The sequence below is a fragment of the Coriobacteriia bacterium genome (assembly GCA_030652115.1).
Classification (GTDB): domain Bacteria; phylum Actinomycetota; class Coriobacteriia; order Anaerosomatales; family Anaerosomataceae; genus UBA6100.
Window position 1 is genome coordinate 109,245 of record JAUSBK010000010.1, and the last position, 25,953, is coordinate 135,197.

The window sequence follows — 25,953 nt, forward strand, 5'->3', positions numbered from 1 at the left end:
CTCGCTCGCGCGGGAATGCACACGGTGTCCCGGGAGGTGAGCACAGTGGACTCGTCCGTACTCGGCATCATCGCTCCGCATCCGCCCATCATGGTGCCCGAGGTCGGAGGCGCACGCGCGGAGGTCACCGAGGACTCGGCGAACGCCATGGCACTCGCTGCACGCGCACTCCACACCTTCGCCCCTGACGTGATCGTCCTGATGTCCCCGCATGCACCGCTCACGCGAGATGCCTTCGTCATCGACACGAGCGAGCGGCTCGAGGGCGACTTGGGCCAGTTCGGTGCCGGCGGCGTGAACATCGAGCCTCCGGGCGACCCTGCGCTCGCCGCCGCGATCGTCGAGGAGGCGGCAGCCGCGAGCATCCCCGTGATCCCGCGTTCGGTGAGCCCGCTGCTGGATGCCGGCGTCCTCGACCACGGCGCGCTCGTGCCGCTGAGCTTCCTCGACCGCGCGGGCCGATACCCGCTGGTTGTGATCTCGCTCGCGTTCCTTCCGCTTCCCGACCATCGCGCGCTCGGCGCGGCGATCCGACGCGCGGCAGACCGCCTCGGCAGGAAAGTCGCCTTTGTCGCAAGCGGCGACTGCAGCCACCGGCTCACACGCGATGCGCCGGCCGGCTACTCCCCGCGAGGCGCCGAGTTCGACGCCGAGCTCGTTCGCATCCTTTCGGCCGGCCGGTTCCGTGAGCTCGAGTCCCTCGAACCGGGACTCATCGAGGCGGCAGGGGAGTGCGGACTCCGCTCGTTCATCGCGCTCGGCGGATTCCTCGAGGGAAGCGAGGTCCACACTCGTGTGCTTGCGTACGAGGGGCCATGGGGGGTCGGCTACCTCACCGCGATCGCCGCAACTCCCGAGTTGCTCGCGAGCCTCGCCACGCCCGACGTAGGCCGCAAGGGCGGTATGCCCGGGGCCGAGGAGTCCGAGCCGGTCTCTCTCGCGCGCCGCACCATCGAGGTGTACGTCCGTGAGCGCCGCGTCATCGCCGCGCCTGCCGCCGAAGGGCTGCTGGCATCGCGGCACGGCGCATTCGTGAGCCTTCACCGCGGCGGCATGCTCCGTGGCTGCATCGGCACGGTGGCCCCAACGCAGCCGACGCTCGCCGGGGAGATCCTCCACAACGCCATCCAGGCGGCCACGGCCGATCCCCGCTTCCCACCGCTCGAGGCAGACGAGCTCGCCGACCTCGAGATCTCGGTCGACGTCCTTCAGCCCGCCGAACCCGCCACGATCGAGGAACTCGATCCTCGCGTCTCGGGCGTGATCGTCACGGCCGACTGGCGACGCGGCCTGCTGCTTCCGGACCTCGACGGCGTGGATACGGCCGAGGACCAGATCGCGATCGCCTGCCAGAAGGCCGGCATCGGCCCTCACGAGAACATCCACCTCGAACGGTTCCGCGTCGACCGCTACCATTAGCGGGTGATCACTCCGCACCCCATCGCGATCGTCGGTCCCACGGGCGTCGGCAAGAGCGCCATCGCCGAGGTTGTCGCGCTGCGCCTCGGCGGCGAGGTCGTGAACGCGGACTCCATGCAGGTGTACCGCCGCATGGACATCGGCACGGCCAAGACGCCGCCCGCCGAACGCCGGGTGCCCCATCACTGCCTCGACCTCGTCGATCCCGGCGAGCTGTACTCGGCGGCGCGCTACCAGCGTGACGCGCGCGCCTCGATCGAAGAGATCCTCGCCCGCGGGGCGGTTCCGGTGGTCGTCGGCGGCACGGGGCTTTACGTGCGCGCAGCCTTGGACGAGTTCGAGTTCCCGTCCGGCGAACTCGGGAGTGACACCCGACGCGCTCTCGAAGAGCGTGCGCAGCTGCTCGGGGCCGCGGCGCTTCACGCGGAGCTTGCACGGCTCGATCCGCCCTCGGCAGCGCTCATCCATCCCAACAACGTGCGACGCACGGTACGCGCGCTCGAGATGCTCGCCGAGGGTCGTTCGTACGCGGACCAGGCATCCGGTTTCGCCGCACGCACGGGCCACTATCCGGAAGCGCGGTTCTTCGGCCTCACGATGGACCGCCCGACGCTCTACGAACGGATCGACGCGCGGGTCGACGCGATGATCGCGGCGGGTCTGCAGGCCGAGGTCGATTCCCTGCTCGCAGAGGGCTATCGCGCCGCGCTCACGGCCGCACAGGCGATCGGCTACAAGGAGCTCGTGCCGGTTGCCGAGGGCCAGATGCCGCTCGCAGAGGCGATCGCACAGATCAAGCGGGCGTCGAGGCGGTACGCGAAGCGTCAGCTCACTTGGTTCCGCGCGGATTCGCGAATCGAATGGCTTGACGTCACCGGACTGTCGCCTGACGCCGCCGGTACCGTGCTGCTCGACCTGCTAGAATCGGCCAAACGCTAGCGGCGAGGAGGACCCACCCGTGCAGCTCGAATTCGTCAAGATGAACGGGCTCGGCAACGACTTCATCATGATCGAGGATCTGGACGGCACGCTCGACATGTCCGCCGAGGCAGTCGCCTGGTTCTGCGACCGTCACTTCGGCATCGGCGCCGACGGCCTCATCCTCGTGCGACGCGCGGTCAGCCCCGACGCCGATTTCGCGATGCACTACTTCAACGCCGACGGCTCGCTCGCACAGATGTGCGGCAACGGGGCTCGTTGCTTCGCCAAGTACGTCGTGGACCACGGCCTCGTCGCCTCGGAGGCCTCATCGCTCGTGATCGAAACGCTCGGCGGGCTGCGTCCGGTGAACTTCAGCCGTGCCGAAGACGGCACGATGGATTTGGCGACGGTGGACATGGGCGTCCCCAAGCTCGCGCCCGCGGACATCCCCACGCTCCTGGAGGGCGTACAGGTCTACGAGTGCCCGATCGAGACGCCTGCGGGAGTACTGAATGTCACTGCTGTGAACATGGGCAATCCGCACGTGGTCACCTGGGTCGACGATGTGGAGACCGCTCCGGTCGAGTCTATCGGCCCCTTCCTCGCCCAGCACGAGCTCTTCCCAGAAGGCACGAACGTCGAGTTCGCGCAGTTCGTGAGCGAGTCCACCATCAGGGTGCGGGTCTGGGAGCGGGGGGTGGGGGAGACGCTGGCCTGCGGCACGGGTGCGTGCGCGGTGACCGTGGCCGGCACGCTGTCATGCCGGATCGGCCGGGACGCGACGATCGAACTGCCCGGCGGAGACCTCACCATCCGCTGGCACGAGAACGAACACGTCTACATGACCGGCTCGGCGGCCGTGTCGTTCACCGGCTCGATCGAACTCCCCGAAGACGACGCCTAGGGCCACCACACCCGTGAAGCCGCTGCGCGCTCTGCTACCATGTCCAGAAACCATCGCACCAGACGAAAGGGATGACGTACGTTGAGGATCGCAGACCGCATGGCCAACCTGCCGCCCTACCTGTTCGCCGAGATCGACCGCAAGAAGGCCATCAAGGTCGCCGAAGGCGTGGACGTCATCTCACTCGGCATCGGGGATCCCGACATGCCGACCCCGCAGCGCATCGTTGACGCGATGGCCACAGCGATCACCGTCCCCAGGAACCACCAGTACCCCGCGTATGCCGGCTCCAAGCCGTACCGCGAGGCCTGCGCCGAGTGGATGAACCGCCGCTTCGGCGTCGAACTGAACCCCGATACGGAGGTCCTCGCGCTCATCGGGTCCAAAGAAGGCATCGCGCATCTCTTCCCAGCCTTCATCAACGTGGGCGACTACACCCTCGTGCCCGGCGTGGGCTACCCGGTCTACTCGACCGGCGGCGTGCTCATCGGCGGCGAGACCCACTACATGCCGATGAACGACGGGAACGACTGGCTGGCCGACTTCGAATCCACGCCGGCCGACGTGCTCGCCAAGGCCAGGATGATGTTCATCAGCTACCCCAACAACCCTGCGGCCGTCGCGGCCCCGGTCGAGTACTTCGACCGTGCGATCGCGTTCGCCAAGCAGCACGACCTACTGCTCGTACACGACAACGCGTACTCCGAGATCGGCTTCGACGGCTACCTGCCGCCGAGCCTGCTCGAGCGCCCGGGCGCGCGCGACGTGGCCATCGAGCTCTTCAGCTGCTCCAAGGCGTACAACATGACCGGCTGGCGTGTTGCGTTCGCGTGCGGAAACGCCGAGGCCATCAAGGCGCTCGGGACCGTGAAGAGCAACATCGACTCCGGCATCTTCACCGCCGTGCAGGACGCGGCCATCGAGGCCATGCTCGGCGCGCAGGACGATGTCGCGAACATGCGTGAGGTCTATCAGCGTCGCCGCGACGTGGTCCTCGCCGCGCTTCCCGAGATAGGCCTGAGCGCCCGGGTATCTGCCGGCACGATCTACGTGTGGGCGCGCATTCCGGAGGGCTACACCTCGGCCGAGTACGCCAGCCTCGTGCTCGACAAGGCGGGCGTCATCGTGCCGCACGGCAGCGCCTACGGTCCTGATGGCGAAGGCTACATCCGCATCTCGCTCGCCACGCCCGACCACCGTCTGGCCGAAGCGCTCGAGCGCATGAAGACCGCCCTCTAAGGAGTACCTGCAAAGCATGTCCCGCGATACCTACGAGGTCATCAACGATGCCGGCGAGCGTGCCGTCCTCGTCGGCATCGACCGTTCCCGCTCCGACGGCTGGACGCTCGAGGACGACCTCGCGGAACTCGGACGGCTGGCCGATACCGCCGGAGCGACGGTCGTTGGCACCATCACCCAGCGCATGGACCGGCCGAATCCGCGCACGTTCATCGGGGCCGGCAAGGCCGAGGAGGTCGACTCGGTCGCTCAGGCCGAGCGTGCTACCGTCATCATCTTCGATGACGACCTGACGCCGAGCCAGCAGGCGAACCTCGAGGGGCTGCTCCCGCAGGTGCGCGTGATCGACCGCACGCAGCTCATACTCGACATCTTCGCGCTTCACGCGATCAGCCATGAGGGTAAACTGCAGGTCGAGCTTGCGAGACTCGAGTACCTTCTGCCACGACTGCGCGGGATGTGGGGCCACCTCGAGGCCGAACGCCTCGGAGGCGGCAAGGGAGCGCGCTTCGGTGCCGGTGAGTCCCAGCTCGAGAGCGACCGGCGTCTTACGCGCAAGCGCATCTCCGAGCTCAAGCGCGAACTCAAGACCGTCGCTCGCGCCCGCGACATCCAGCGCACCTCACGGGCACGGTCCGGGGTCTTCCGTATCGCGCTGGTGGGCTACACGAACGCAGGGAAGTCGACACTACTGAACGCCCTCACCGACGCCGGCGTTCTCGTGCAAGACCAGCTCTTCGCCACCCTCGACGCTACCACACGGAAGCTGAGCCTCCCGGACGGCCGCGAAGTGACCCTCACCGACACCGTCGGGTTCATCAACAAGTTGCCGCACGGTCTCGTGGAAGCGTTCAAGTCCACGCTCGACGAGGTTCGCGAGGCCGACCTGCTGCTGCACGTCGTGGATGCCTCGCACCCGAACGCATTGGCGCAGATCGAGGCCGTCCGAGTGGTTCTTGAGGAGCTGGGCACCTCGGCCAAGCCGCAGCTGGTCGCCTACAACAAGGCCGACATGCTCACGCCCTCCGAGCAGGAGCACCTCGCCTCGCTGCCTGGAGCGGTCGTGATCGCTGCGGCCACGGGCGAGGGTCTCGATGCGCTGCTTCAGCGGATGTCCGTGCTCGCCGCACAAGGGGGCCAGCACCTCAGAGTGCTCGTACCCTACGATCGGGGCGATCTCGTGCGTCTCGCACACGACGCGGCGCACATACTCTCGGAGGAGCACACTGCCGAGGGAACGCTGCTCGCACTCGTAGCACCTGCGGAGATCGCGTCGCACTTCGACGCATTCGCCACGGACCGGGAGAGCGGCTAGATCCTTCGGAAGAGCGCGACGACCTTGCCGAGGATCGCGAAGTCGACGTGCTCGTCCGCGAAGATGGGGTCCATGCTGCGATTCTCCGGCTGAAGACGGACGCGATCTCCCTCACGGAAGAAGCGCTTGACCGTGGCCCCTTCATCGAGCATGGCCACGACGATGTCGCCGTTGGTGGCGGTCTGCTGCTGGCGCACCACCACGAAGTCGCCGTCCAGAATGCCGGCTTCGATCATGCTCTCGCCTTTGACGCGCAGGATGAACGTCTCCTCGCCGGCGAATGAGGCGGGGAGGGGGAGGGTGGCTTCGATGTTCTCCGCCGCGAGGATCGGGGAGCCCGCAGCCACCTGTCCTACGAGCGGAACGGCCTGGACACGCTCGTAGTCGATACCTCGCTCGGTGTCGCGGTAATCCAGGACCTCGAGCGCGCGCGGCTTCGAGGGGTCGCGCCTGATCAGCCCCTTTGCCTCCAGCGCTGCCAGGTGCGAGTGAACGGTGGACGAGGAGGACAGCCCGACCGCCTGACCGATCTCCCGGACCGACGGCGGAAACCCGCGTCGGTGGATCTCGGCACGGATGAAGTCCAGTATCTCGCGCTGCCGCGCGGTGAGCTCGCGCTTGTATGCCATGGAGACCCCCTGCGCTGAAGGACGGGTTCTGCGCATCAGTGTACGTCACGGGGTTCTGTGGTGCAAACACATGTTCGTATTTGCTCTTGCGCAGCGAACAGGTGTTCGGTATCGTAGAGAGCGAACGTATGTTCGGCCGTACGGAGAACGCGTGTCAGACCCGGCGGTTAGGGTGTCGCTGTAGCCGCACGAATGGGAGGTACGGGTCATGCAGCACATCATCGGCATCACATCCGCGCACGGAGTACCGGTCACTGCACCGACTGTCGGCGAGCGTTCGCGGCGCGCGCGGCGCGCCCTTCGCAGTTCGCGGCTGACGCTTGAGCGCAGAAGCGCCCTTGCCACTGCCGCCGTCGTCGCACTGGTGATCGCATCTGTGTCAGTCGCTGCACTGGCGATGCTGGCCGATCCGCAGCCTCCCGCTCCGACAGGCTGGACCAGCGTCTCCATTGAGCCGAACGCGTCGTTGTGGACCCTCGCATCCGCGCATCCGGTGGAGGGACTCTCCACCCCAGAGACCGTACAGCTCATCGCGCAGGAGAACGGGCTTGCCACCGGCATGCTGCAGGTGGGGGATACCCTGCTCGTTCCGGCTACGTCCTCGTGCGCCACGGCGCTCGCACAGCGCTAGCGGATTCCCGCAGCTCAGAACCACCTCGCCGACAAGTCGACCCCGGCGGCCCCTGGTGTTGTCGCCCCATATCTTGTGTGCTAGGCTTTCGCCAGTCCTAGATATGGGGGATACGCCGATGAAGTGCCCGTTTTGCGGTCACAGCGAGACCAAGGTCGTCGATTCCCGCGATTCTGACGCTCAGGACGCCATCCGCCGACGTCGGGAATGCCTTGAATGCGCGAAGCGCTTCACGACGTATGAGCGACGCGAAGATATGCCGCTCATGGTCCTCAAGAAGGACGGCTCCACCGAAGCGTTCGATCGCGGCAAGCTCCTCCGCGGCCTGGCGGTGGCCACGGCAAAGCGCCCCGTGACGCCCACTATCCTTGAAGCCCTGATCGACGACATCGAGTCCGAGCTGCACAACGCGATGCAGTACGAGATCCCTGCAAAGCAGCTCGGCGATATGGTCCTCGTCCGGCTGCTCGAGCTCGACAAGGTCGCGTACATCCGGTTCGCGTCCGTTTACAAGGAGTTCGCGGACCTGGACGGCTTCACATCAGAACTCAAGAAGCTCGGATAACCGCTCGCACACGCAGCTGACGAAGGGACAACGGGACTCCGGCCATGGAAGTGAAGCTCTTCGTACGCGATGACTGTCCCGAGTGCCCCGCAGCACGCGCAGCCTGTGAGGGGATCTCCAATCTCTCGATCTATGACGTGAGCGACGTCAGCGGCATCACGGAGGCGTCGCTCCTCGGCGTCACCGGCGTGCCGTCTATCGTTGTCGTTGACTCCTCGGGTCGAGAGGTCGCGGCGTGGCGCGGCACCACTCCTGATCCTTCCGATCTGCGCGCGGTACTGGCGAACTGACCCCATGTCACCCGTCACGATCGCCATCAAGCGCCTCGACCCCGATCTTCCACTGCCCACGTACGCTCATCAGGGCGATGCCGGGCTCGATCTCTACGCGGCTGAAGACCGTTCGCTCGCGCCTCTGGAGCGCGCACTCATCCCGACCGGGATCGCGATCGCGATACCCGAGGGTCACGCCGGCTTCGTTCAGCCCCGCAGTGGACTCGCTCTCAAGCGCGGTCTGTCCCTCGTCAACACGCCCGGCCTGATCGATTCGCACTACCGCGGAGAGATCAAGGTCATCGCGATCAACCTCGACCCCACCGAGCCGCTTACGATCTCGCGGGGGGAGAAGATCGCACAACTCGTCATCCAGCGCGTCGAGCAGGCCACCCTCGTTGAGGTCGACGATCTCAACGAGACGGCTCGCGGAGACCAGGGATTCGGGAGCACGGGTGTCTGACCCCGTTCGCAGCTCCCGCGGTCGCACCGCAGCCTGTCAGGGCCTTCGCGCTCAGATCACCGTATTCGCCACAGCCTGCGGGAGGGGGGATCGCCACTGCCGGCATGACGCCTGATCGTGTGAGCGCTGCGTCCCGAAGGACCCGCTCGCCAAACCCGCCCCGATGCCCGTCCGGAGGGATCGGCCTCGGGTGGGAACCCACAAAGACTGCGAATGAGAAAGGCTGATGCTGTGGAGAAGTTCTTCAAGTTCAGTGAACGCGGCACCTCGTTCAAGACCGAGCTGATCGCGGGAATCACGACCTTCATGACCATGGCGTACATCATCTTCGTAAACCCGGGCATCCTCTCGGCGGCATTCGGCGAGACCGGTGCCGACTGGATCCCCGCTCTCGCTACCGCCACCGCCCTTGGTGCGGCCCTCATGTGCATCGCGATGGGCCTGATCGCGAACAGGCCGCTCGCGCTCGCGTCGGGCATGGGCCTCAACGCCGTTGTCGCGTTCAGCATCATCCTCGGCGCCGGCGTTCCGTGGCAGGTGGGTATGTCGGTCGTCTTCGTCGAAGGCATCGTCATCCTCCTGCTGGTGCTCACCGGGCTGCGCGAGGCCATCATGAACGCCATCCCGATCAACCTGAAGCGCGCGATCGGCGTGGGCATCGGCCTGTTCATCACCTTCATCGGCCTGGTCGACGGCGGCATCGTCACTGCCAACCCGGCCACGCTCGTCCAGCTCGGCGACTTCAGCAAGCCTGCGGTCTGGGTCACCCTGATCGGCCTGGTCGCGATCTTTGCGTTCATGGCACTCAAGGTGAAGGGCGACATCCTGTGGGGCATCCTTGTTGCAGCCGTGGCCGCCCTCATCTTCAAGGTCACGAGCCTTCCCACCGCAATCGTCGCGACGCCCGACTTCGCTACCTTCTTTGCGCCGTTCCAGACGCCTGAGGGGACCGACTCGATCGCGTTGCTGCAGGTCTTCACCCCCACGCTGCTGCTGTTCGTGTTCGCCGTCATGCTGACGGACTTCTTCGACACGATGGGCACGGTGCTCTCCGTGGGCGAGCAGGCCGGCTTCGTCGGCAAAGACGGCAAGGTCCCCGGCATCCGCAACATCCTCGCGGTCGACTCTGCCGCTGCGGCAGTCGGCGGCCTCTTCGGTGCCAGCTCGATCACGACCTACATCGAGTCTGCTGCTGGCGTGGCCGAAGGCGGACGCACAGGCCTCACATCGGTCGTCACGGGCGTCTTGTTCGCGCTGACGGTGTTCTTCACACCGCTCATCGCCATGGTCGGCGGATCGACCTCCATAACCGCTGGGGCGCTCATCGTGGTCGGCTTCCTCATGATGACCAATATCAAGGAGATTCCGTGGACCGACTTTGAGAACGCGTTCCCGGCGTTCCTGGTGATCGTCGGCATCCCGCTCACGTACAACATCAGCTACGGCATCGGCCTTGGCTTCATCAGCTACGTACTCATCAAGCTCCTCAACCGCAAGGCGGGCGAGATCCACTGGCTGATGTACGTCGTGAGCGTGGCCTTCGTCGTTGCCTTCATCCTGCCCAGCATCCAGGCTGCGATCGGATAGGTGGCTGACGTGGCTGAACGCAAAGTGATACAGACTGACGAGAAGCTGCCTATCATTCAGGCGATCCCGCTTGCGCTGCAGCATCTGATGGCCATGTTCGGTGCCACCGTGCTCGTTCCGCTCCTCACGGGGCTCGACCCGTCGCTCGCAATCATGACCTCCGGCGCGGGCACGATCCTGTACCTGATACTCACCAAGAACAAGATTCCGAGCTACCTCGGCTCGTCCTTCGCATTCATCGGGCCGATTGCCGCGGTAGCGGCCACCAAGGGCATTCCTGCTGCTCTCGGCGGTCTGGTGGTCGGCGGCCTGCTCTACGTCGTCGTTGCCCTCATCATCAAGGGATTCGGCACGGGTTGGATCAACAAGGTCCTGCCGCCGGCCCTCGTGGGCGCGGTCGTGATCGTCATCGGTCTCGGGTTGGCCGGTGTGGCGGTCGGCATGGCCACCAAGGGAGCAGGAGACACCTTCGCAATCGAGAACCTGATCATCGCTCTCATCACCCTGGGGGCAGCCATAGCCTTCTCGAGCTACTTCAAGGGCTTCCTCTCCACGATACCGGTGCTCCTGGGCATCATCGTCGGCTACGTAGCGGCGATTCCCATGGGTATGGTCGACTTCCAGCCGGTGCTCGACGCCGCCTGGGTCGGCCTCCCCACACTCGTCTTCCCGGAATGGGACCTGGGAGCGATCCTCATCATCGCACCGGTGGCGCTCGTGGTGATAATCGAGCACATCGGCCACCTGCTCGTGGTGAACGAGATCGTCGGAAAGGACTTCACCCCGCTGCTGCCCGAGTCGCTCGCCGGCGACGGGCTGGCCACCGCGCTTTCCGCGATGGTTGGCGGCTCCCCGTCGACCACATACGCGGAGAACATCGGCGTCATGGCCGTCACGAAGGTCTATGCGACGCAGATCTTCTGGTACGCAGGCGCGTTCGCGTTCGTGATCGGTGGCTTCGTACCGAAGCTCAAGTTCCTCATCCAGTCGATCCCGACGCCGGTCATGGGAGGCATCTCGCTTCTCCTGTTCGGCCTGATCGCGAGCTCCGGCCTGCGGATGCTCGTGGAGAGCGGTATCGACTACGGTCACAGCCGCAACCTGATTCTTTCGAGTGTCGTACTCGTCGTGGGCATCGGGATGGAGACCACCGGCACAACGATCCCGCTCGGCGACTATGTGCTCCCAGGCATGGCGACCGCGACGTTCCTCGGCATCCTGCTCAACCTGATTCTGCCACGGGAGTCGAAGGGCTTAGCTCTCGATTCACCGGACTTCTCAGCCGAACTGGCCGAGGAAGCCGCAGAAGCGTAGGGGAGACCCATTCATACGTCGCACCCAGGCGTATGCGGGACCTGACGGCCCCGGACTGCGAACACCGCGGCCCGGGGCCGCTTCAGCTCCCGGCGCTGAGCATCGGCAAGCGCCGAAGGAGAGCATACCGACCACCCATCTATCTTATGGTAACTGTACTGGAATGTGCAATGAGTGGTGCGGCTGGCTCGGCCTTGATCCCGGCCCGTCCCTAGGACTTCTCTCCGATACCGCCGGCCGTCGCTTCATCGCAGGCTGCACCCCGGACACCCGCGAGAAGGTGCCGCAGGTGTCATACCAGGGCACCTGGGCTTCACCGGGCAACGTGGCAGGTAGCACAGCCACGCGCAGGACATTCAGTGCGAGTATCAAGGCTCGAACCCGGGGCCGAGCCTTACACGCAGTTGGACACGCCGCAGTGATCGGACGCAGAGCGTCGGGCGACACTCAGAGCGCCGTGTGCAGGCCACAGGACGTCATGCGGCCGTTGATACGTCCACAACGCAGGGTTGAGGTCAGACGTTGAGTTCGGCTGATACCGGGCACAACCCGCACCACACGATCTCTCCGTGGTCGACTACTACGCCCGATAATGTATCTTATGGTAATTGTAGAGTACGCATACCAGGAAGACGCGAATGCGGGGCGTTGAAAGGTCTTCCCTGGTGCTCCATGCCTGTTGCGGAGGCGGGGCAAACCCGATGCACCGCGCCGGGGCAACGAGCGTACGTGCGGTGTGATGCGGAGAGATCAGACCCAGCCTTCAGGGAAGTAAGCGCCCTCAAACTCGGACTTGGTCATCTCCTCGAGCTCCCCCTCCCGATCCTCGAGCCACACGCGTGCCTCGGCGGGGTCGTCGAAGGTCTTGAGCGGGAAGGCGATCTCGTCATCGTCGAGCAGTACCGCTTCAACCGTGTGTGCCCGGTCGTCCACGATGTCGGCGTTTGGTGGTCTGCGGTAGAGGATGTCCTCTCGCCACTCGAAGTCGACTGCGTCAGTCGTGTCGACCGTCATCACCCGCAGCCGGTAGAAGTCCGATGCCGCCCCGATGGCCCTGCTCACGTGCATACTCCTCTACGGCTGAATGAGTTCCGTGTAGCGTCCGCCGGCGGCCACCCAACCCTCGATGCCCTCCGCGTCACGAACGCGGTACCATCCGATGCCTTCTTCGATGAACGCGAGCTGCTGATCCGCCGAAAGCACCTTCACGACTGCTGCAGTCGTGGACGGCTCCGCCCTGAGGTTGAGACCATCACTGAGAACCTGCACGTACGGCTCGCCCGCGAGCACCACGCCTGGTGTCTGGGTGGCCTCGACCGTCGCCGTCGACTCATTCGAATCCGCCGCAGTGCGATAGTCGGTCACGAACGACCACAGCACGAGAAGCACGATCAGGAGCCCGACCCAGGGCACGACCACCCGCACGATACGTATCCCGGTCCTCGCGAAAGATGAGCGGTCGTCGTATGGCATGGCACTCCCCTCGTCCCCCGTTAGATGTACAGGCCCCCACCGTACACGGATGAATCAGTCAGTTCGTACGCGGTCGATGCCGCCGCGATGTGGCCGTCGGCCTCAAGAAGCGCTACGCGCGCGGGTTCCAGATCAAGTTCAATGAGCGCGTCGAGTACCGGTTCGCCCTCTCCGTCCCCTACCCTGCCGGCCTGCTCGGCAAGCGATGACGCCGCAGCACCCAGGCTGTCAGCGAGCGGCCAAAGCTTCTTCGGGAGCGCGAGGTCCGCGAGTTCCGCGGCCTCGATCCTCATGCGCTCGGCGATCTCACGGACCGCCCGACGCTCCTCGGACGCGGCGTCTGCGAATGCGAGCAGGTCATCCACCGTGCCACCCGCGAGCGCGCGAACCTCACCGTCAGCGGTCTTGAGGGCCGCGCCCACGGCTTCGCGTCGGCCAAGCAGGCCGACCAGATATCGACGCACCTGGCGCCGCCAGGCCATACGCGCGAACACGATGGTAGCGACCGTGAGAACGGCCGCGGTGCCCGCGATGATCGCGTAGGGAGTCCATCCGTCCAGCACGCCGTCTCCTACCTTCGTGCGGAACCCGCTACTGGAACTGCCGCCGATCGATGACACGGCGGGCCTTGCCTGCCGTCCGCTCTATAGTACCAGGCTCGACCAGCGTTACCTTAGCGTGCAAACCTACAGCCGAGGCGATCTGGTCGCTCACCGTCCGCGTGAAGACGATCATGTCCTTCATCACGTCGGAAAACATCTCCTCGGCGACCTCGATCTGGATCTCCAACTGGTCGAGCGCGCCTGCACGGTCAACGATGATGACATAGTGTGGCTCCACGCCCTCGACCTTCAGCAGAACGTCTTCGATCTGGCTCGGGAACACGTTCACACCGCGGATGATGAGCATGTCGTCCGTGCGCTTACGCACCTTTTTCATGCGGGCGTTCGTGCGACCACACTCGCATGGCGTGCGGTCGATGACGGTGAGATCGTGCGTGCGGAAGCGGAGCACCGGGAACGCCTCTTTGGTGAGGGAGGTGATGATGAGCTCCCCCTCCTCCCCCTCCGCGCGCGGCTCCCCGGTCACCGGATCCACTACCTCGAACAGGAAGTGGTCCTCGGCCATATGCAGCCCACACTGATGCTCGCACTCACCCGAGACGCCGGGACCCATCACCTCGGAGAGGCCGTAGTTGTCGGTGGCAAGGATTCCCAAACGCCGCTCGATCTCGTCGCGCATCCCCTCACCGGAGGGCTCGCCGCCGAACAGGCCGACGCGGAGCGGCAGCGCGTGCATATCGATACCCATCTTCTCGGCCACCTCGGCGATGTAGAGCGCATAGCTCGGCGTGCAGACGATCACGGTCGTACCGAAGTCCTGCATCATCATCAGGTGCCGCTCGGTGTTGCCCGACCCTGCCGGAAACACGGTCGCACCCACGCGTTCCATGCCGTAGTGCATGCCCCAGCCGCCGGTGAACATACCGTAGAGGAAGGCCATCTGCACTCGGTCGCGCTCGGTCACGCCTGCCGCCGAGGCGATACGCGCTGTGAGCTCCGACCAGGTGTTGAGATCGCCCTTGGTGTACCCCACCACGATCGGCTTGCCGGTGGTGCCGGACGATGAGTGGATTCGAACCACCTGCTCGAGCGGCACCGCGAACATCCCGAAGGGGTATGTGTCGCGAAGCGCCGTCTTGTCCGTCATCGGGAGGTGCCGCAGGTCCGCAAGCGACTTGATGTCGCGCGGCTTCACACCTAAGGCGTCGAGCTGCTCCCGGTAGTACGGCACGCGCTCGTAGACCCAGGCTACCGTCGACTGCAACCGTCGCAGCTGGAGTGCCTCGAGATCGGGCCGGCTCATGGTCTCGTATTCCGGGTTCCAGATGGGCATGAGGGTCTCTCTCCTACTCCTTGTTGTGCCACGCGCCGAGGTAGATCAGGCGCACATCATCGTTGCCGAGCAGTTCGGCGGACGGTCCCTCCAGAACGACAGAACCCGTACGCATAACGTATCCGCGCTCGGCATACCTGAGCGCGAGCTTTGCATCCTGCTCCACGAGCACCATCGTGAGCCCGGACTCCCGGAGGCGGTCGAGTACCGAGAAAATCTCGGCGATGACCTTCGGCGCCAAACCGAGCGACGGTTCGTCGAGCAATAGGACCGACGGATCGGACATCAGCCCCCTGCCGATCGCCAGCATCTGCTGCTCGCCGCCAGAGAGCGTGCCTGCCGGCTGCCTGAGGCGGTCGGCGAGTACCGGGAACAGCTCGAAGACGCGCTCGCGGTCAGCCTGGAGTGCGCGCTTCGCCTCGCGGCCGGTCCGCAGATACGCCCCGAGGGCGAGGTTCTCCTCCACCGTCATCGACGCGAAGAGCATGCGCCCCTCCGGGACGAGTACGATTCCGCGTCCTACGCGACGATGCACGGGAACTGTCGTCATGTCGGCGCCCTCGAGCATCACGCGTCCGGCACGGGCCGGTAGCACGCCCGCGATGACCTTGAGGAGCGTCGACTTGCCCGCGCCGTTCGCACCCACGAGCGTGACGATCTCTCCCCTCCCCGCCCGAAGCGAGACCCCGTGCAGCACGGGAATACGCCCGTAACCGGCGATGACGCCCTCGACATCAAGCATCGGCGGCCTCCTCACCGAGGTACGCCTCGATCACGACAGGGTCCTTCTGGATGAGCCGCGGGGGTCCTTCGGCGATCTTTCTGCCCTCATTGAGAACGACGATCTCATCGCTCACATCCATGACGAGGCCCATGTCGTGCTCAACGACCACCAGCGTCACACCGGTGTCGCGGATCCGCCTGAGCGTGTCGGCAAGCTCGGCCGTCTCCGCGCTGTTCAGGCCTGCCGCAGGTTCGTCGAGCAGCATCAGCCGCGGCTGCGCGCCGAGACCGCGCGCGATCTCGAGCAGCCGCCGCTGGCCGTGCGGGAGATCGCCGGCCTTCACGTCGGCGATGCCGTCGAGCCCCACCAGCCGCAGCAACCGGTGCGCCTCTTCGCGCGCAAGACGTTCTTCTGTGCGCACCTTCGGCAACACGATCGAAGCCGCCAGGAAGCCGGTGCGCATACGCACGTGCATGCCCACGAGCACGTTGTCGAGGACCGTCATCTCGTCGAACAGCATCGTGTTCTGAAACGTACGCACCACGCCGAGCTTCACGATGCGATGAGGTCGCAAGCCCGTGAGCTTGGTGCCCTCGAACATGACGGTGCCCGCGTCAGGCTTCTCGAAGCCCGTGAGCAGGTTGAATGCGGTGCTCTTGCCGGCGCCGTTGGGTCCGATCACGGCGTGGATGGTGCCCTCGAACACCTCGAAGGAGACCTGGTCGACTGCGGTGAGGCCGCCGAAACGCTTGGTGATGCCGTGCACCGACAGCATGCTCATGCGGCATCACCGGCCTTGGCGACCGCCGGAGCATTGCGTCCGCGGATCCTGGAAACGACCGACCGCACCCATCCGGCCAGCCCACGTGGCATGAACAGCATCACAAGGATGAGGACGATGCCGTGGATATCGCTCTCCCAGTCCTGCAGCCACTCGACCACGCCGCGAGGCAGCCCGGGGACGATGGCGTCCACATACGGCAGCAGCGTGAGCAGAACGGTTCCCGCGATCGCCCCGCCGAGCGACCCTGCCCCTCCGAGCGCAACCATCGTCACCAGCACGACCGAGTAGTGCAGGGTGAAGGTAGAGGGTGACACGAAACCCACGTAGTGGGCGTAGAGCACGCCTGCCAGCCCGCCGAGGGCCGCGGAAAGCACGAAGATCTGCACCTTCACGCGCACCGTGTCGATGCCGCAGGCCTGGGCACCCATCTCCGAGCCGTGGATCGCGCGCAGCGCGCGTCCGGGCCGGTGGCGGACGATGTTGGCCGCAAGCACCAACACCGCACAGGCCACACCCCAAACGAGCAGGTACTTCGCGGCAGGTGTGTCCGCCACGAGCGGTCCGATGCCCGCCGGGGGGATGCCTCGAAGCCCGTTCGAACCGCCGGTGACAGCCTCGGTCTCGGTGAAGAAGAACAGCATGATCTCCCCGAAGCCCAGCGTGGCCATGGCGAGATAGTGGCCTTTGAGACGGAGACTCGGCAGCGCGAGCAACAGCCCACCGAGCGCTGCGCAACCAACTCCTCCGATGAGCGCGAGGATCCACGGGGCTCCGGCCTTCGCGAGGTAGGCCGACGTGTACGCCCCCAGACCGTAGAATGCGGCATGGCCGAGCGAGATCTGACCGGCGTACCCGAACAACAACGACAGACCGGTCACCATGATGAGATTGATCCCGACGTACGTGAGGATGCGCAGAAGGTACTTGTCGCTGACCGCGAGCGGCACCAGCAGTACGAGCAGAACGCCCGCCACGATCATCACGCTTCGCAGCGCTGTCTGTCGCTTCACGCCCGCCACGCCTACACCTTGTCCTTGCGTGCACGCTGGAAGAGGCCCTGCGGACGGATGAAGAGCACAGCGAGCAGGAGCGCGAGTGCGACCACGTCTTTCAGCACAGACGAGAACGGGATGACGGCCTGTTCGATCAGACCCAGCAACAGCCCGCCTGCAACCGCAGCGAGCGGACTGCCCAACCCGCCCAGGATCGCGGCAGCAAAACCCTTCACCGCCAGGCCCGTCCCTATGTCGAACCTGGTCGACGTGAGCGGCGTAACGGCCACGCCCGCGAGCGCGCCAAGCGCTGCGGCCAACCCGAAGCTGATCATCACCACGCGCGCGGTATCGATGCCCATCAGTCGAGCGGCTTCACGGTTCTGCATACACGCACGCATCGCCCGTCCCAGACGCGTCTTGCTGTACAGGAACGAGAGTCCTGCGACCGCAGCGAGCATCAGCCCCCAGATCCAGAGCGTCTGGCGTTCGATGGCCGCTCCGGCTACCGCGAGCGACGGCCCTGCCGTGAACTCGGGCAGGGACAACGCATCGCTCCCGAACAGGTGTCGTGCGAGAGACGCAAACACAAGCGAGCCGCCGACGGTGATGATGATGAGCGCCATCGGCTCGGCATCCTTGCGTGGTCGGATCGCCGTGAACTCGAAGAGCATGCCGATAGCGGCGACCAGCAGCACCGCAAGGGGCACCGCAAGCACCATCGGCAGGCCGAGCCGATCGAAGCCCAAGACACCGAGCATCCCGCCCAGCATGTAGAACTCGCCCTGGGCGAAGTTGATCACGTTCGTCGCTGCATAGACGATCGTGAAGCCCAGCGCCAGCAGCGCGTAGATGGATCCGTTCTTGAGACCAGCTATCACGAGCTGCAGGAGCTCCGAGCCATCCAACAGCGTTCACACTCCGCCCGGTCGCGGCCTACGTCGCAGGTTACTCCGCAAGCACCCATTCGCCGTTCTCGATGCGGTACATCACGATATCGCTGCCGCTCATGCCGTTATGGTCGGTCGCCGAGAAGGTGAACGTGCCGCCGATTCCCGGAAGCTCCGACGTCCGCTCGATCTCGTCTCTGAGGTCTGTGGGTGTGAAACCCTCATCGAGGCGACGCATGGCCTCCACAACGATGTACAGGCCGTCGTACGCGTGCCCTGCGAAGTGGTCTGGCTTGACGCCGTACTCCTCCGTGTAGCGCTCGACGAACCCGGTCGCGACCTCGTAGGCCTCGCTCCCCTCGCCGTACGTCTCGGGCGCAAGCACCTTGCCGGCGAACGCGATGACGCCCTCGCCCGCGTCACCCGCGCCGTCGATGAACTCCTGCTTGGCGACACCGTGCGCGCACACGAGCGGGAGATCCATGTTCAGCTGCTGCATGTTCTTGGGAACGATGGATGCGGCGGCGACCGATGCCCACATCAGCACCACTTCGGCATCCGCGCCCTTGATCACCGTCAGCTGACCCGTCATGTCGGTGTCCGTCGGCTTGAAGACCTGGTCACTCACGATGGTAAGGCCGTACTCGGCGGCCGTCGCATTCACGAGCTCGCGCCCGTCCTTGCCGAAGCTCGTGTCTTCCGTGATGAGCCCGACCTTCTCATAGCCCTCGTCCTTGAGGTACTCAAGCGCGAGCGGCACGATCAGGTCGGCCGTCCACGGCGTCTGGAAGACGAGCGGGTCGAACTCACGCGTGATGATGCTCCCACTCCCGAGCGCCACCTGCGGCACCTGTGCGATGTTGATCTCATCGCGCATCGCCATAGACTGCCCGGTACCGGTCGAGCCGATGATCGCGAGCACCTCGTCTTGCTCGATCAGCTTCGTGGTTGCCGCGATCGCCTGATCCACATCGCTCGCGTCGTCTTCGATGAGCACCTCGAGCGGATGCCCGTTGATGCCACCGTCGGCGTTGATACGCGCCACTTCCATTTCGATGGCATTCCTCTCGGGCGTGCCGAGGCCCGACTGCGCGCCGGTGAGTGACAGAACCGCGCCGATGACGTAGGGGTCCTTCGTAGCCTCCTCGGTATCGCCGCTTCCGCTCTCTTCTTCGCTACAGCCTGCGGGCAGCATGATGCCGAGCGCCAGGATCACCGCAAGCGCACAAGCCGCCAGTCGCTTCGTCGTGCTCATCTGTCCGTATCCCCCGTCCACCTGGATCCGCCGTCATTGTCTGCGGCGCGGCTGCATCCGACTCACTCGTCCGCAACCGCGCCCGCAGGGTCGTCCGCTATTCGAGCAGCGTCCAAGCTGCCCCGGCTGCCTTGTAGCCGACGAGGTCGTCGGCGGTCATGCCGTTATGGTCCGTCTCCGAGAACGTGAACAGCCCGCCGATGCCGGCGAACTCGCTCGTGTTCTCGATCTCATCGCGCAGGTCAGCCGAGGTGAACCCCTCGTCTAGTCGCTTCATCGCCTCAACGACCAGGTACAGACCGTCGTAGGCGTGTCCCGCGAAGGTGTTCGACGGGGCCTCGCCATACTCCTCGGTGTACCGATCGATGAATCCGGTGGCCGCTTCGTAGCTCGGCGTGCCCTCACCGTACGCTTCGGGCGCGAGCACCTTGCCGGCGAACATGACCGTACCCTCGGCGGCGTCGCCGGCGCTGTCAACGAACTCCTGGCGCGCGATGCCGTGGCTACCCACGAGCGGGACAGCCATGCCAAGCTGCGCCATGTTCTTCGGCACGATCGACGAAGCCGCAACCGACGACCACATGAGCACGACATCCGCGCCCGCGCTCTTGATGACCGTCAGTTGACCGGTCATGTCGGTGTCGGTCGGCTTGAATACCTGGTCGCTCACCACGGTGAGGCCGTATTCGGCTGCGGTCGCGTTCACAAGGTCACGCCCGTCCTTGCCGAAGCCGGTGTCCTCGGTGATGAGGCCCACGCTGGTGAAGCCCTCGTCTTCGAGGTACTGGAGTGTCGTCGCGACCACCAGCGCGTTGGACCACGGGGTCTGGAACACGAGCGGGTCGAACTCCTTGGTGATGACCAGGCTACCCGCCAGAGACACCTGCGGGATCCCGGCGGCATCGATCTGATCGCGCATCGCCATTGTCTGCCCGGTGCCGGTCGAACCGATGATCGCGAGCACCTCGTCTTGCTCGATGAGCTTCGTGGTGGCGGCGATCGCCTGGTCCACGTTGCTCGCATCGTCCTCGATGATCACCTCGAGCGGATGACCGTTGATGCCACCCTCGGCGTTGATGCGCGCGACTTCCATGTCGATCGCGTTCTTCTCCGGCGCGCCGAGCCCCGACTGAGCGCCGGTGAGCGAGAGGACCGCGCCAACGACGTACGGCTCCTTCTCCTCCTCGGTCGTCTCCTCGGTCGTTTCGTCCTCGCCATCAGTTGTGCACCCCACGAGCGGCATGCACACGAGCGCGATAGCGAGCGCGAGTGCGAGCCATTTCCGTACACCCATCCCCATCACCCCTCCTAGTTGTCGGTCTGTCGCGATGTCCGGTCGCGTTCAGGCCTTCCGTGCGGTCATACCGCCGCGATGTCATCCTGCGAGACCAGCCGCACCGGCCGGTCGGCGAGCAGGGGAAGTGCGCGCGACACGTCAGCCACGTTGATCACCACGAACGTGGAGACGAGAGAGTAGACGTACTCGATGTTGACCCCTGCATCGGCCACGATCTTCAGCACGCTCGCCAGGCCGCCGGGCCTGTCTGGCAGGTCGATGCAGATGACAGGGTTCTCGCGAACCGTGAATCCCGCCTTCTTCAGCGTATCGAGCGCGTCGTCGGGCTTGTCCACCACCAGGCGCAAGATGCCGTAGTCGGCGGTGTCCGAGACCGAGAAGCCCCGTATGTTGATGCCGTTTTCACCGAGCAGGCCGGTGACCTCGCTCACCCGTCCCGCCTCGTTGGCGATGAAGACGGACAGTTGGCGCACGTACGTGTTCTCGGTCATAGCTCGCATACCCCTTCCGCACAGGCGTCCGAACCAAGCTGGAAAGCACGCAGATTGGCTTCCACGGTCTTGGGCGGCACCCGGCCCTCGATGATCCGCTGCCAGGTTTCGATGGCGAACGGAAGGCCATAGGAGGCCGCGCCGAGCAGCACGATGTTCGCCGACCGCGGGCTTCCGGCCTCACACGCAAGCGCCTCGGCATCGAGGAAGATGGCGCCCTCGGCATCGAGCGCCGGCTCCAAACCCTCGGGAGCGGGCAGATCGCCGATAAGCACCGGTAGCGGCGCCACCGTGCGCTTGTTCACGACGAGCCGGCCTCCGGGGCGCAGGTACCTCAGCGTGCGCGCGGCCTCGATGATCTCGAAGGCGATCAGGTGGTCAGCCACGCCCGGGTCGACCACCGGTGAATGCACCACATCGCCGAAGCGAACCACCGTGTCCACCGAGCCGCCACGCTGCGCCATCCCGTGGACCTCGGAGAGCTTGACGTCGTAGCCCTCGGCCACCGCGACCTTGGCCAACACGTCTCCCGCAAGGATGGTCCCCTGTCCGCCGACTCCGGCGAGGACGACCGTGGTCACGCTCACGATGCACCTCCGAGGTCGCACGACGGGCCGACCTGCACGATAGCGTCGAACCTGCAGACCTGAACGCACTGCGCGCAACCCACGCACAGCGACGTATCGATCACCGCTCGGTTGTTCTCGTCTCGCGAGATGGCCGGGCACCCCAAACGCACGCAGACCCCGCACTTGGTGCACGCTTCCTCGTCGACCGCGTACGGCTCCTTGCGATCTTTGGTGATGAGGACGCATGGCGCCTTGGCGATGACCACGCTGAGGTGGTCGGCCGATGTTTCCTCTTTCAGAACCTCGAGCGTTCCGGCGAGATCGTGCGGATCAACGGTACGCACCGACGCCGCACCGAGTGCACGGGCAAGCTGCTCGAGATCGACCGCCGGTGCGGTACCGCCACCGATCGCCACGCCGCTCACGGGGTTGCCCTGGTGACCCGTCATCGCCGTCGTGCGGTTGTCGAGGATGACCACGGTGCCCGTGCTCCCGCTGTACGACATGTGGAGCAGGCCCGTCATGCCCGAATGAGCGAATGTCGAGTCACCGATGACCGCGACCACCGGACCTTCGGCGCCTCCCGCAAGCTCCGTCCCGTGCGCCATGCCGATGCTCGCGCCCATGCAGACGCAGCTGTCCATCGCCTTGAGCGGCGCAAGGGCCGCGAGCGTGTAGCACCCGATGTCACCCGTGACCACGGCCCGCATCTTGCCCAGCGCGTGGAACACCCCACGGTGCGGGCAACCGGGGCACAACAGCGGCGGTCGCGGCGGAAGGTCCGGGATGGCAGCGCGGGTATCGGGCGCCGGGATGCCGAACGCCTGCCCCACCGCTACCGGTGAGAGCTCGCCGATCGCCGGAAGTCCGGTCTCCACGACCTCGACCCCGAGAAGGCGAAGCCTCAGGCTCAAGTACGGCCCCAGCTCCTCGGCAACCGCTACGCGCTCTACCTTCGAGGTGAAGTCGAGGATGAGGTTGTCCGGCAGCGGGTTTGTTATCCCCAGCTTGAGCACCGAAGCTTCGGGAAGGGCCTCGCGAACGTACTCATACGCGATGCCGGAGGTCACGATTCCGAGCACCGGGTCCCGCATCTCCACGCGGTTGAGTCCGGTCTCCTCGGCGATTGCGCTGAGTGCGCTCCAGCGTGCGTCAAGATCCACGCGCCTCATGCGTGCCATGCCGGGCATCATGACGTACTTCTGCAGCTTCTTCTCGTACGGAACCACCGGACGCTCGGTACGCTCGCCGGTCTGCACGAGGGACTTCGCATGTGAGACGCGTGTGGTCATGCGCACGATCACCGGGATGTCGCAGCGCTCTGAGAGGTCGAAGGCCTCCCGAACGAACTCGAGCGCCTCCTGGCTGTCCGAAGGCTCGAGGACCGGGACATGGGCGGCGATCGCAAGGTTCCGGGTGTCCTGCTCGTTTTGCGAGCTGTGCATGCCCGGATCGTCCGCAACGAGGTACACGAGTCCACCGGTGACGCCCGTGTATGCCTGGGTGAACAGCGGGTCAGCGGCGACGTTCAGTCCTACGTGCTTCATGGTAACGAGCGCGCGCACGCCGCCGAACGACGCACCTCCCGCGACCTCGGCGGCCACCTTCTCGTTCGGAGCCCACTCGCACGTGACGCCGTCGTAGCCGACCAGGTTCTCAAGCACCTCGGTCGACGGCGTGCCGGGGTACCCGACTCCGACCGCCACACCGGCCTCCCAGGCGCCCCGCGCGATCGCCTCGTTCCCCGACATCAGCACACGTGCCACAAGCACCTCCGTACGGATACACTGCGACCGAATGGCGAAGTTCGAAGAATCATAGCACAGCGCACATGCATCAACGGGGATGCACGAGCCGACTTATGCCTGGTCAGATGGGTGGGAAGCGCTACAAGCGCGAGGCTCCGACGTAGTCGCCGCGGCTCGAGATCCGCGCCGTCAGCGAATCCACGCGGACGAGCGTCCCCGTGTACGGCGCATGCACGTAGTTGCCGTCGCCGACGTACATGCCCACATGGTGGACACGATCGCCGTCGCCGCCGGTGCCGAAGAACACGAGATCGCCGGGCTTCAGCAGATCGAGCCGGTCACGGGCGATGTGCTGGCCGGTCTGGTACTGCGACTGGCTGGTGCGCGGAAGCGATATGCCGATCTGCCGGTAGCAGTACTGCGTGAGCCCCGAGCAGTCGAAACCGCTCGGCGATGACCCGCCCCAGACGTACGGCACGCCGAGGTACCCGAGCGCCACGGTCACGACCTCGGGGTGTCCCGACCCGAGCGCTGACGGATCGCTTGCCGCGCGATCGCCCGCCGATGACTTCGACCGATTGGCAGCTGCAAGCGCCGCCTGCCTCGCACGCTCGGCGGCCAACAGACGCTGTCGCTCCTCTTCTGCTGCGATGAGCGACCTGACCTCGCCGTTGAGTCCGCTGACGAAACGCTCCTGTGCAACCACGTTGGCCTCGATACTCGCCGCGCGCGCGCTCGCTTCGGATTGGAGGGCCATCTGCTCGGCCTGTCGCTGCTCGAGCGCGAGCGCGGTGGACTCCACGCGCGCCTTGGCCTCCTTGACCCCGACGACCATCTCGGCGTCCGAGCGGTTGATCCGCACTGCGAGGTCGAGCAGGGCCATGAAGTCATCGAAGGTGCGCGCACCTAAGAACACCTCGAGCATGCTTGTTCCGCCCCGCTTGTAGATGCTCGTCGCACGCTCGGACAGCGTCGTACTAGCCTCCGTGAGATCCTGCTTGGCACACTCGAGTTGTTCGGCGGTGACCCGGATATCTTCACGGGTGAAATCGAGCGACTCGGTGATGGCGTTGTACTCCTCGATCTGGACCTCGAGTTCGGCGTTCATCCGCTCGAGTTCGGCCTGCGCGACCGATGCCTCAGCCTGCTTGGCTTCGATCTCCGGTGTGCTGGGCGCGGCGAATGCAGCCGCCGGAACGAGCGATGCGAGGAGTGAGAGCGCGAGAAGAACCGCCGCGCTGCGCGATGCCCTTGCGGTGGCGATCCGCATCCCAACCTCCGTGCTGCGATTGATAGTGTGTCCAGAGGCCGCAACAGTGGCCCGCCCGTGCTTGCCGCTGCCTTCTGAGTGTATCACACCACCCCATTCGCCTTCTGCTACCATTGATTGCCGTGCGTGTGACCGGCACCGTGACCGGAGGGTCGATGCGTCGGATCCGCCTCATCAGCCGTGCCTCGGCGATCGCGCTCGTCGCAGTCCTCGCCGCACCCGCCTACGGGCAGACTGCACCGCCGGACCCGTCGGTCCCGGCCACGCCTTCCCCGCTGCCGTCGGCGCTCTCCATCCCGTTCGCCGACCTCTCCGCCGATGTCACCGGCATCCGCGACGAGCTCGATGCAGCCACCGCACGCGCGTTCGAGCTCGAACAGCAGATGACCAGCCTCGATGAAGACCGGCGCGCCCTCGAGGAACGGCTTGCGGTGACAGCTCAGCGGCTCATCGAACAAGGCCTCGCGGTAGACGAGGCGGACGCTTACCTGGTCGAGGCCAAGATGCGGTTCCGCGAGCGAATCGTCGGCGTCTACAAGCGCGGTTCCTACGACGTGCTCGAGCTGCTGCTCTCCTCGGACACCCTGACCGAGCTCGCCTCGCGAATGGCGCTGCTCACGCGCATCGTTGAAGAGGACAGCCGCGTGGTCGCCGACCTGAATGTCGCCGCCGCCGATGCCCGCTACCAGCAGACCGTCATGGCCGACCTTCAGGCGCAGGACCGCGCGCTCGAGCAGGCGCTCGAGGAGCGCATCGCCTCACTGAACACCCTGCTCGCCGAGCAGGAGGTGCTTGTCGTGCAGCTGACGGTTGAGGCTCGCGAAGCGCTGCTCCAGGCCCGGAAGCTCAACGCGTCCACGCGCCAACAGTGGCGCGACGCATCGATCCCGATCGGGACGGAGATCCCCCGGGCGACCGCCACCGTAGACGCCCACCCCGGCCTCGAGTACGTGATATCCGGCTACATGCCCCGCCACTACCGCTCCACCGGCGAGTCCTTCCCGGCGGTCTGCAGCTGGTACGGCCCGGGATTCAACGGGCGCGGCACCGCCTCGGGGCAGATCTTCAACGAGGACGACTTCACATGCGCATCGCGCACCCTCCCCTTCGGCACCGTGCTCGCGCTCACGCGCGGCGACCGACGGATCATCGTGTACGTGAACGACCGGGGTCCGTACATCGATGGCCGCGACCTGGACCTCTCAAAGGCGGCCGCAACCGCGCTCGGCTTTGGCGGCGTTGCGACCGTGCAGGTCGAGATCGTCGTTCCCGCCGAGTAACAGACGCGGCCGCCCGGAATCACCG

The 25,953-nt window shown here is 65.7% G+C and carries 27 protein-coding genes; 12 read left to right on the top strand and 15 right to left on the bottom strand.

Annotated elements, in window-relative coordinates:
- Nucleotides 1-45: 45 nt before the first annotated feature.
- The 5 genes from amrA to hflX all read left to right on the top strand — a co-directional run bounded on the left by amrA (nucleotide 46) and on the right by hflX (nucleotide 5,798).
- The gene (gene amrA / locus Q7W51_08470) at nucleotides 46-1,419 is read left to right on the top strand and encodes an AmmeMemoRadiSam system protein A (GenBank protein MDO8848402.1); all 1,374 of its coding nucleotides are present in this window, start codon (nucleotides 46-48) and stop codon (nucleotides 1,417-1,419) included.
- Between the two features lie 6 nt (nucleotides 1,420-1,425).
- Nucleotides 1,426-2,358: a tRNA (adenosine(37)-N6)-dimethylallyltransferase MiaA gene (gene miaA, locus Q7W51_08475; protein MDO8848403.1), complete on the top strand. Its 933-nt coding sequence runs from the start codon at nucleotides 1,426-1,428 to the stop codon at nucleotides 2,356-2,358.
- Between the two features lie 19 nt (nucleotides 2,359-2,377).
- The gene (dapF, locus tag Q7W51_08480; GenBank protein ID MDO8848404.1) at nucleotides 2,378-3,244 is read left to right on the top strand and encodes a diaminopimelate epimerase; all 867 of its coding nucleotides are present in this window, start codon (nucleotides 2,378-2,380) and stop codon (nucleotides 3,242-3,244) included.
- A gap of 81 nt (nucleotides 3,245-3,325) precedes the next feature.
- Nucleotides 3,326-4,483 (top strand): LL-diaminopimelate aminotransferase, encoded by a 1,158-nt coding sequence (locus Q7W51_08485; protein ID MDO8848405.1) that lies wholly within the window; start codon nucleotides 3,326-3,328, stop codon nucleotides 4,481-4,483.
- 16 nt (nucleotides 4,484-4,499) lie between these two features.
- Nucleotides 4,500-5,798: a GTPase HflX gene (gene hflX / locus Q7W51_08490; protein ID MDO8848406.1), complete on the top strand. Its 1,299-nt coding sequence runs from the start codon at nucleotides 4,500-4,502 to the stop codon at nucleotides 5,796-5,798.
- On the opposite strand, the gene lexA is transcribed toward hflX, so the two are convergent.
- A complete protein-coding gene (gene lexA / locus Q7W51_08495; protein MDO8848407.1) occupies nucleotides 5,795-6,427 on the bottom strand; it encodes a transcriptional repressor LexA in 633 nt (210 codons plus the stop codon). The genes hflX and lexA overlap by 4 nt on opposite strands.
- A 208-nt stretch (nucleotides 6,428-6,635) precedes the next feature.
- Between lexA and Q7W51_08500 the strand changes: the two genes are divergently transcribed.
- From Q7W51_08500 to Q7W51_08525, 6 genes are all read left to right on the top strand, one after another.
- Nucleotides 6,636-7,058, top strand: coding sequence for a LysM peptidoglycan-binding domain-containing protein (locus Q7W51_08500; GenBank protein ID MDO8848408.1), 423 nt, complete (start codon nucleotides 6,636-6,638; stop codon nucleotides 7,056-7,058).
- 118 nt (nucleotides 7,059-7,176) lie between these two features.
- Entirely contained in the window at nucleotides 7,177-7,623 is a 447-nt protein-coding gene (gene nrdR, locus Q7W51_08505; GenBank protein ID MDO8848409.1) for a transcriptional regulator NrdR, read from the top strand.
- 44 nt (nucleotides 7,624-7,667) lie between these two features.
- Nucleotides 7,668-7,913, top strand: coding sequence for a thioredoxin family protein (locus Q7W51_08510; protein MDO8848410.1), 246 nt, complete (start codon nucleotides 7,668-7,670; stop codon nucleotides 7,911-7,913).
- Nucleotides 7,914-7,917: 4 nt separating this feature from the next.
- Nucleotides 7,918-8,358, top strand: a complete 441-nt coding sequence (gene dut, locus Q7W51_08515; GenBank protein ID MDO8848411.1) for a dUTP diphosphatase — start codon at nucleotides 7,918-7,920, stop codon at nucleotides 8,356-8,358.
- Between the two features lie 213 nt (nucleotides 8,359-8,571).
- Nucleotides 8,572-9,945, top strand: coding sequence for an NCS2 family permease (locus Q7W51_08520; GenBank protein MDO8848412.1), 1,374 nt, complete (start codon nucleotides 8,572-8,574; stop codon nucleotides 9,943-9,945).
- Nucleotides 9,946-11,259 (top strand): solute carrier family 23 protein, encoded by a 1,314-nt coding sequence (locus Q7W51_08525; protein ID MDO8848413.1) that lies wholly within the window; start codon nucleotides 9,946-9,948, stop codon nucleotides 11,257-11,259.
- A gap of 750 nt (nucleotides 11,260-12,009) precedes the next feature.
- Here Q7W51_08525 and Q7W51_08530 read toward each other — a convergent pair.
- From Q7W51_08530 to Q7W51_08595, 14 genes are all read right to left on the bottom strand, one after another.
- On the bottom strand, nucleotides 12,010-12,321 hold the full coding sequence (locus Q7W51_08530) for a hypothetical protein (GenBank protein ID MDO8848414.1): 312 nt from the start codon (nucleotides 12,319-12,321) through the stop codon (nucleotides 12,010-12,012).
- Between the two features lie 12 nt (nucleotides 12,322-12,333).
- Nucleotides 12,334-12,732, bottom strand: a complete 399-nt coding sequence (locus tag Q7W51_08535; protein ID MDO8848415.1) for an SH3 domain-containing protein — start codon at nucleotides 12,730-12,732, stop codon at nucleotides 12,334-12,336.
- A gap of 20 nt (nucleotides 12,733-12,752) precedes the next feature.
- On the bottom strand, nucleotides 12,753-13,295 hold the full coding sequence (locus Q7W51_08540) for a hypothetical protein (protein MDO8848416.1): 543 nt from the start codon (nucleotides 13,293-13,295) through the stop codon (nucleotides 12,753-12,755).
- A gap of 28 nt (nucleotides 13,296-13,323) precedes the next feature.
- Complete coding sequence (locus tag Q7W51_08545; protein ID MDO8848417.1) at nucleotides 13,324-14,628, bottom strand: phenylacetate--CoA ligase; 1,305 nt, start codon at nucleotides 14,626-14,628, stop codon at nucleotides 13,324-13,326.
- 13 nt (nucleotides 14,629-14,641) lie between these two features.
- The gene (locus tag Q7W51_08550; protein ID MDO8848418.1) at nucleotides 14,642-15,370 is read right to left on the bottom strand and encodes an ABC transporter ATP-binding protein; all 729 of its coding nucleotides are present in this window, start codon (nucleotides 15,368-15,370) and stop codon (nucleotides 14,642-14,644) included.
- Nucleotides 15,363-16,127: an ABC transporter ATP-binding protein gene (locus tag Q7W51_08555; protein ID MDO8848419.1), complete on the bottom strand. Its 765-nt coding sequence runs from the start codon at nucleotides 16,125-16,127 to the stop codon at nucleotides 15,363-15,365. Before Q7W51_08555 ends, Q7W51_08550 begins: the two co-directional genes overlap by 8 nt.
- 2 nt (nucleotides 16,128-16,129) lie before the next feature.
- A complete protein-coding gene (locus tag Q7W51_08560; GenBank protein ID MDO8848420.1) occupies nucleotides 16,130-17,146 on the bottom strand; it encodes a branched-chain amino acid ABC transporter permease in 1,017 nt (338 codons plus the stop codon).
- An 11-nt stretch (nucleotides 17,147-17,157) separates the two neighbouring features.
- The gene (locus Q7W51_08565; GenBank protein ID MDO8848421.1) at nucleotides 17,158-18,036 is read right to left on the bottom strand and encodes a branched-chain amino acid ABC transporter permease; all 879 of its coding nucleotides are present in this window, start codon (nucleotides 18,034-18,036) and stop codon (nucleotides 17,158-17,160) included.
- Between the two features lie 40 nt (nucleotides 18,037-18,076).
- Nucleotides 18,077-19,273, bottom strand: coding sequence for an ABC transporter substrate-binding protein (locus tag Q7W51_08570; protein ID MDO8848422.1), 1,197 nt, complete (start codon nucleotides 19,271-19,273; stop codon nucleotides 18,077-18,079).
- A 97-nt stretch (nucleotides 19,274-19,370) separates the two neighbouring features.
- Nucleotides 19,371-20,573, bottom strand: a complete 1,203-nt coding sequence (locus tag Q7W51_08575; GenBank protein ID MDO8848423.1) for an ABC transporter substrate-binding protein — start codon at nucleotides 20,571-20,573, stop codon at nucleotides 19,371-19,373.
- Between the two features lie 59 nt (nucleotides 20,574-20,632).
- Complete coding sequence (locus Q7W51_08580) at nucleotides 20,633-21,061, bottom strand: ACT domain-containing protein (GenBank protein MDO8848424.1); 429 nt, start codon at nucleotides 21,059-21,061, stop codon at nucleotides 20,633-20,635.
- Nucleotides 21,058-21,651 (bottom strand): indolepyruvate oxidoreductase subunit beta, encoded by a 594-nt coding sequence (locus tag Q7W51_08585; protein ID MDO8848425.1) that lies wholly within the window; start codon nucleotides 21,649-21,651, stop codon nucleotides 21,058-21,060. Before Q7W51_08585 ends, Q7W51_08580 begins: the two co-directional genes overlap by 4 nt.
- Nucleotides 21,645-23,381, bottom strand: coding sequence for an indolepyruvate ferredoxin oxidoreductase subunit alpha (gene iorA, locus Q7W51_08590; protein ID MDO8848426.1), 1,737 nt, complete (start codon nucleotides 23,379-23,381; stop codon nucleotides 21,645-21,647). The genes Q7W51_08585 and iorA overlap by 7 nt, the downstream gene beginning before the upstream one ends.
- A gap of 136 nt (nucleotides 23,382-23,517) precedes the next feature.
- Nucleotides 23,518-24,648, bottom strand: coding sequence for an NlpC/P60 family protein (locus Q7W51_08595; GenBank protein ID MDO8848427.1), 1,131 nt, complete (start codon nucleotides 24,646-24,648; stop codon nucleotides 23,518-23,520).
- Between the two features lie 155 nt (nucleotides 24,649-24,803).
- On the opposite strand from Q7W51_08595, the gene Q7W51_08600 reads away from it, so the two are divergent.
- Nucleotides 24,804-25,928 (top strand): septal ring lytic transglycosylase RlpA family protein, encoded by a 1,125-nt coding sequence (locus Q7W51_08600; protein MDO8848428.1) that lies wholly within the window; start codon nucleotides 24,804-24,806, stop codon nucleotides 25,926-25,928.
- Nucleotides 25,929-25,953: the final 25 nt, after the last annotated feature.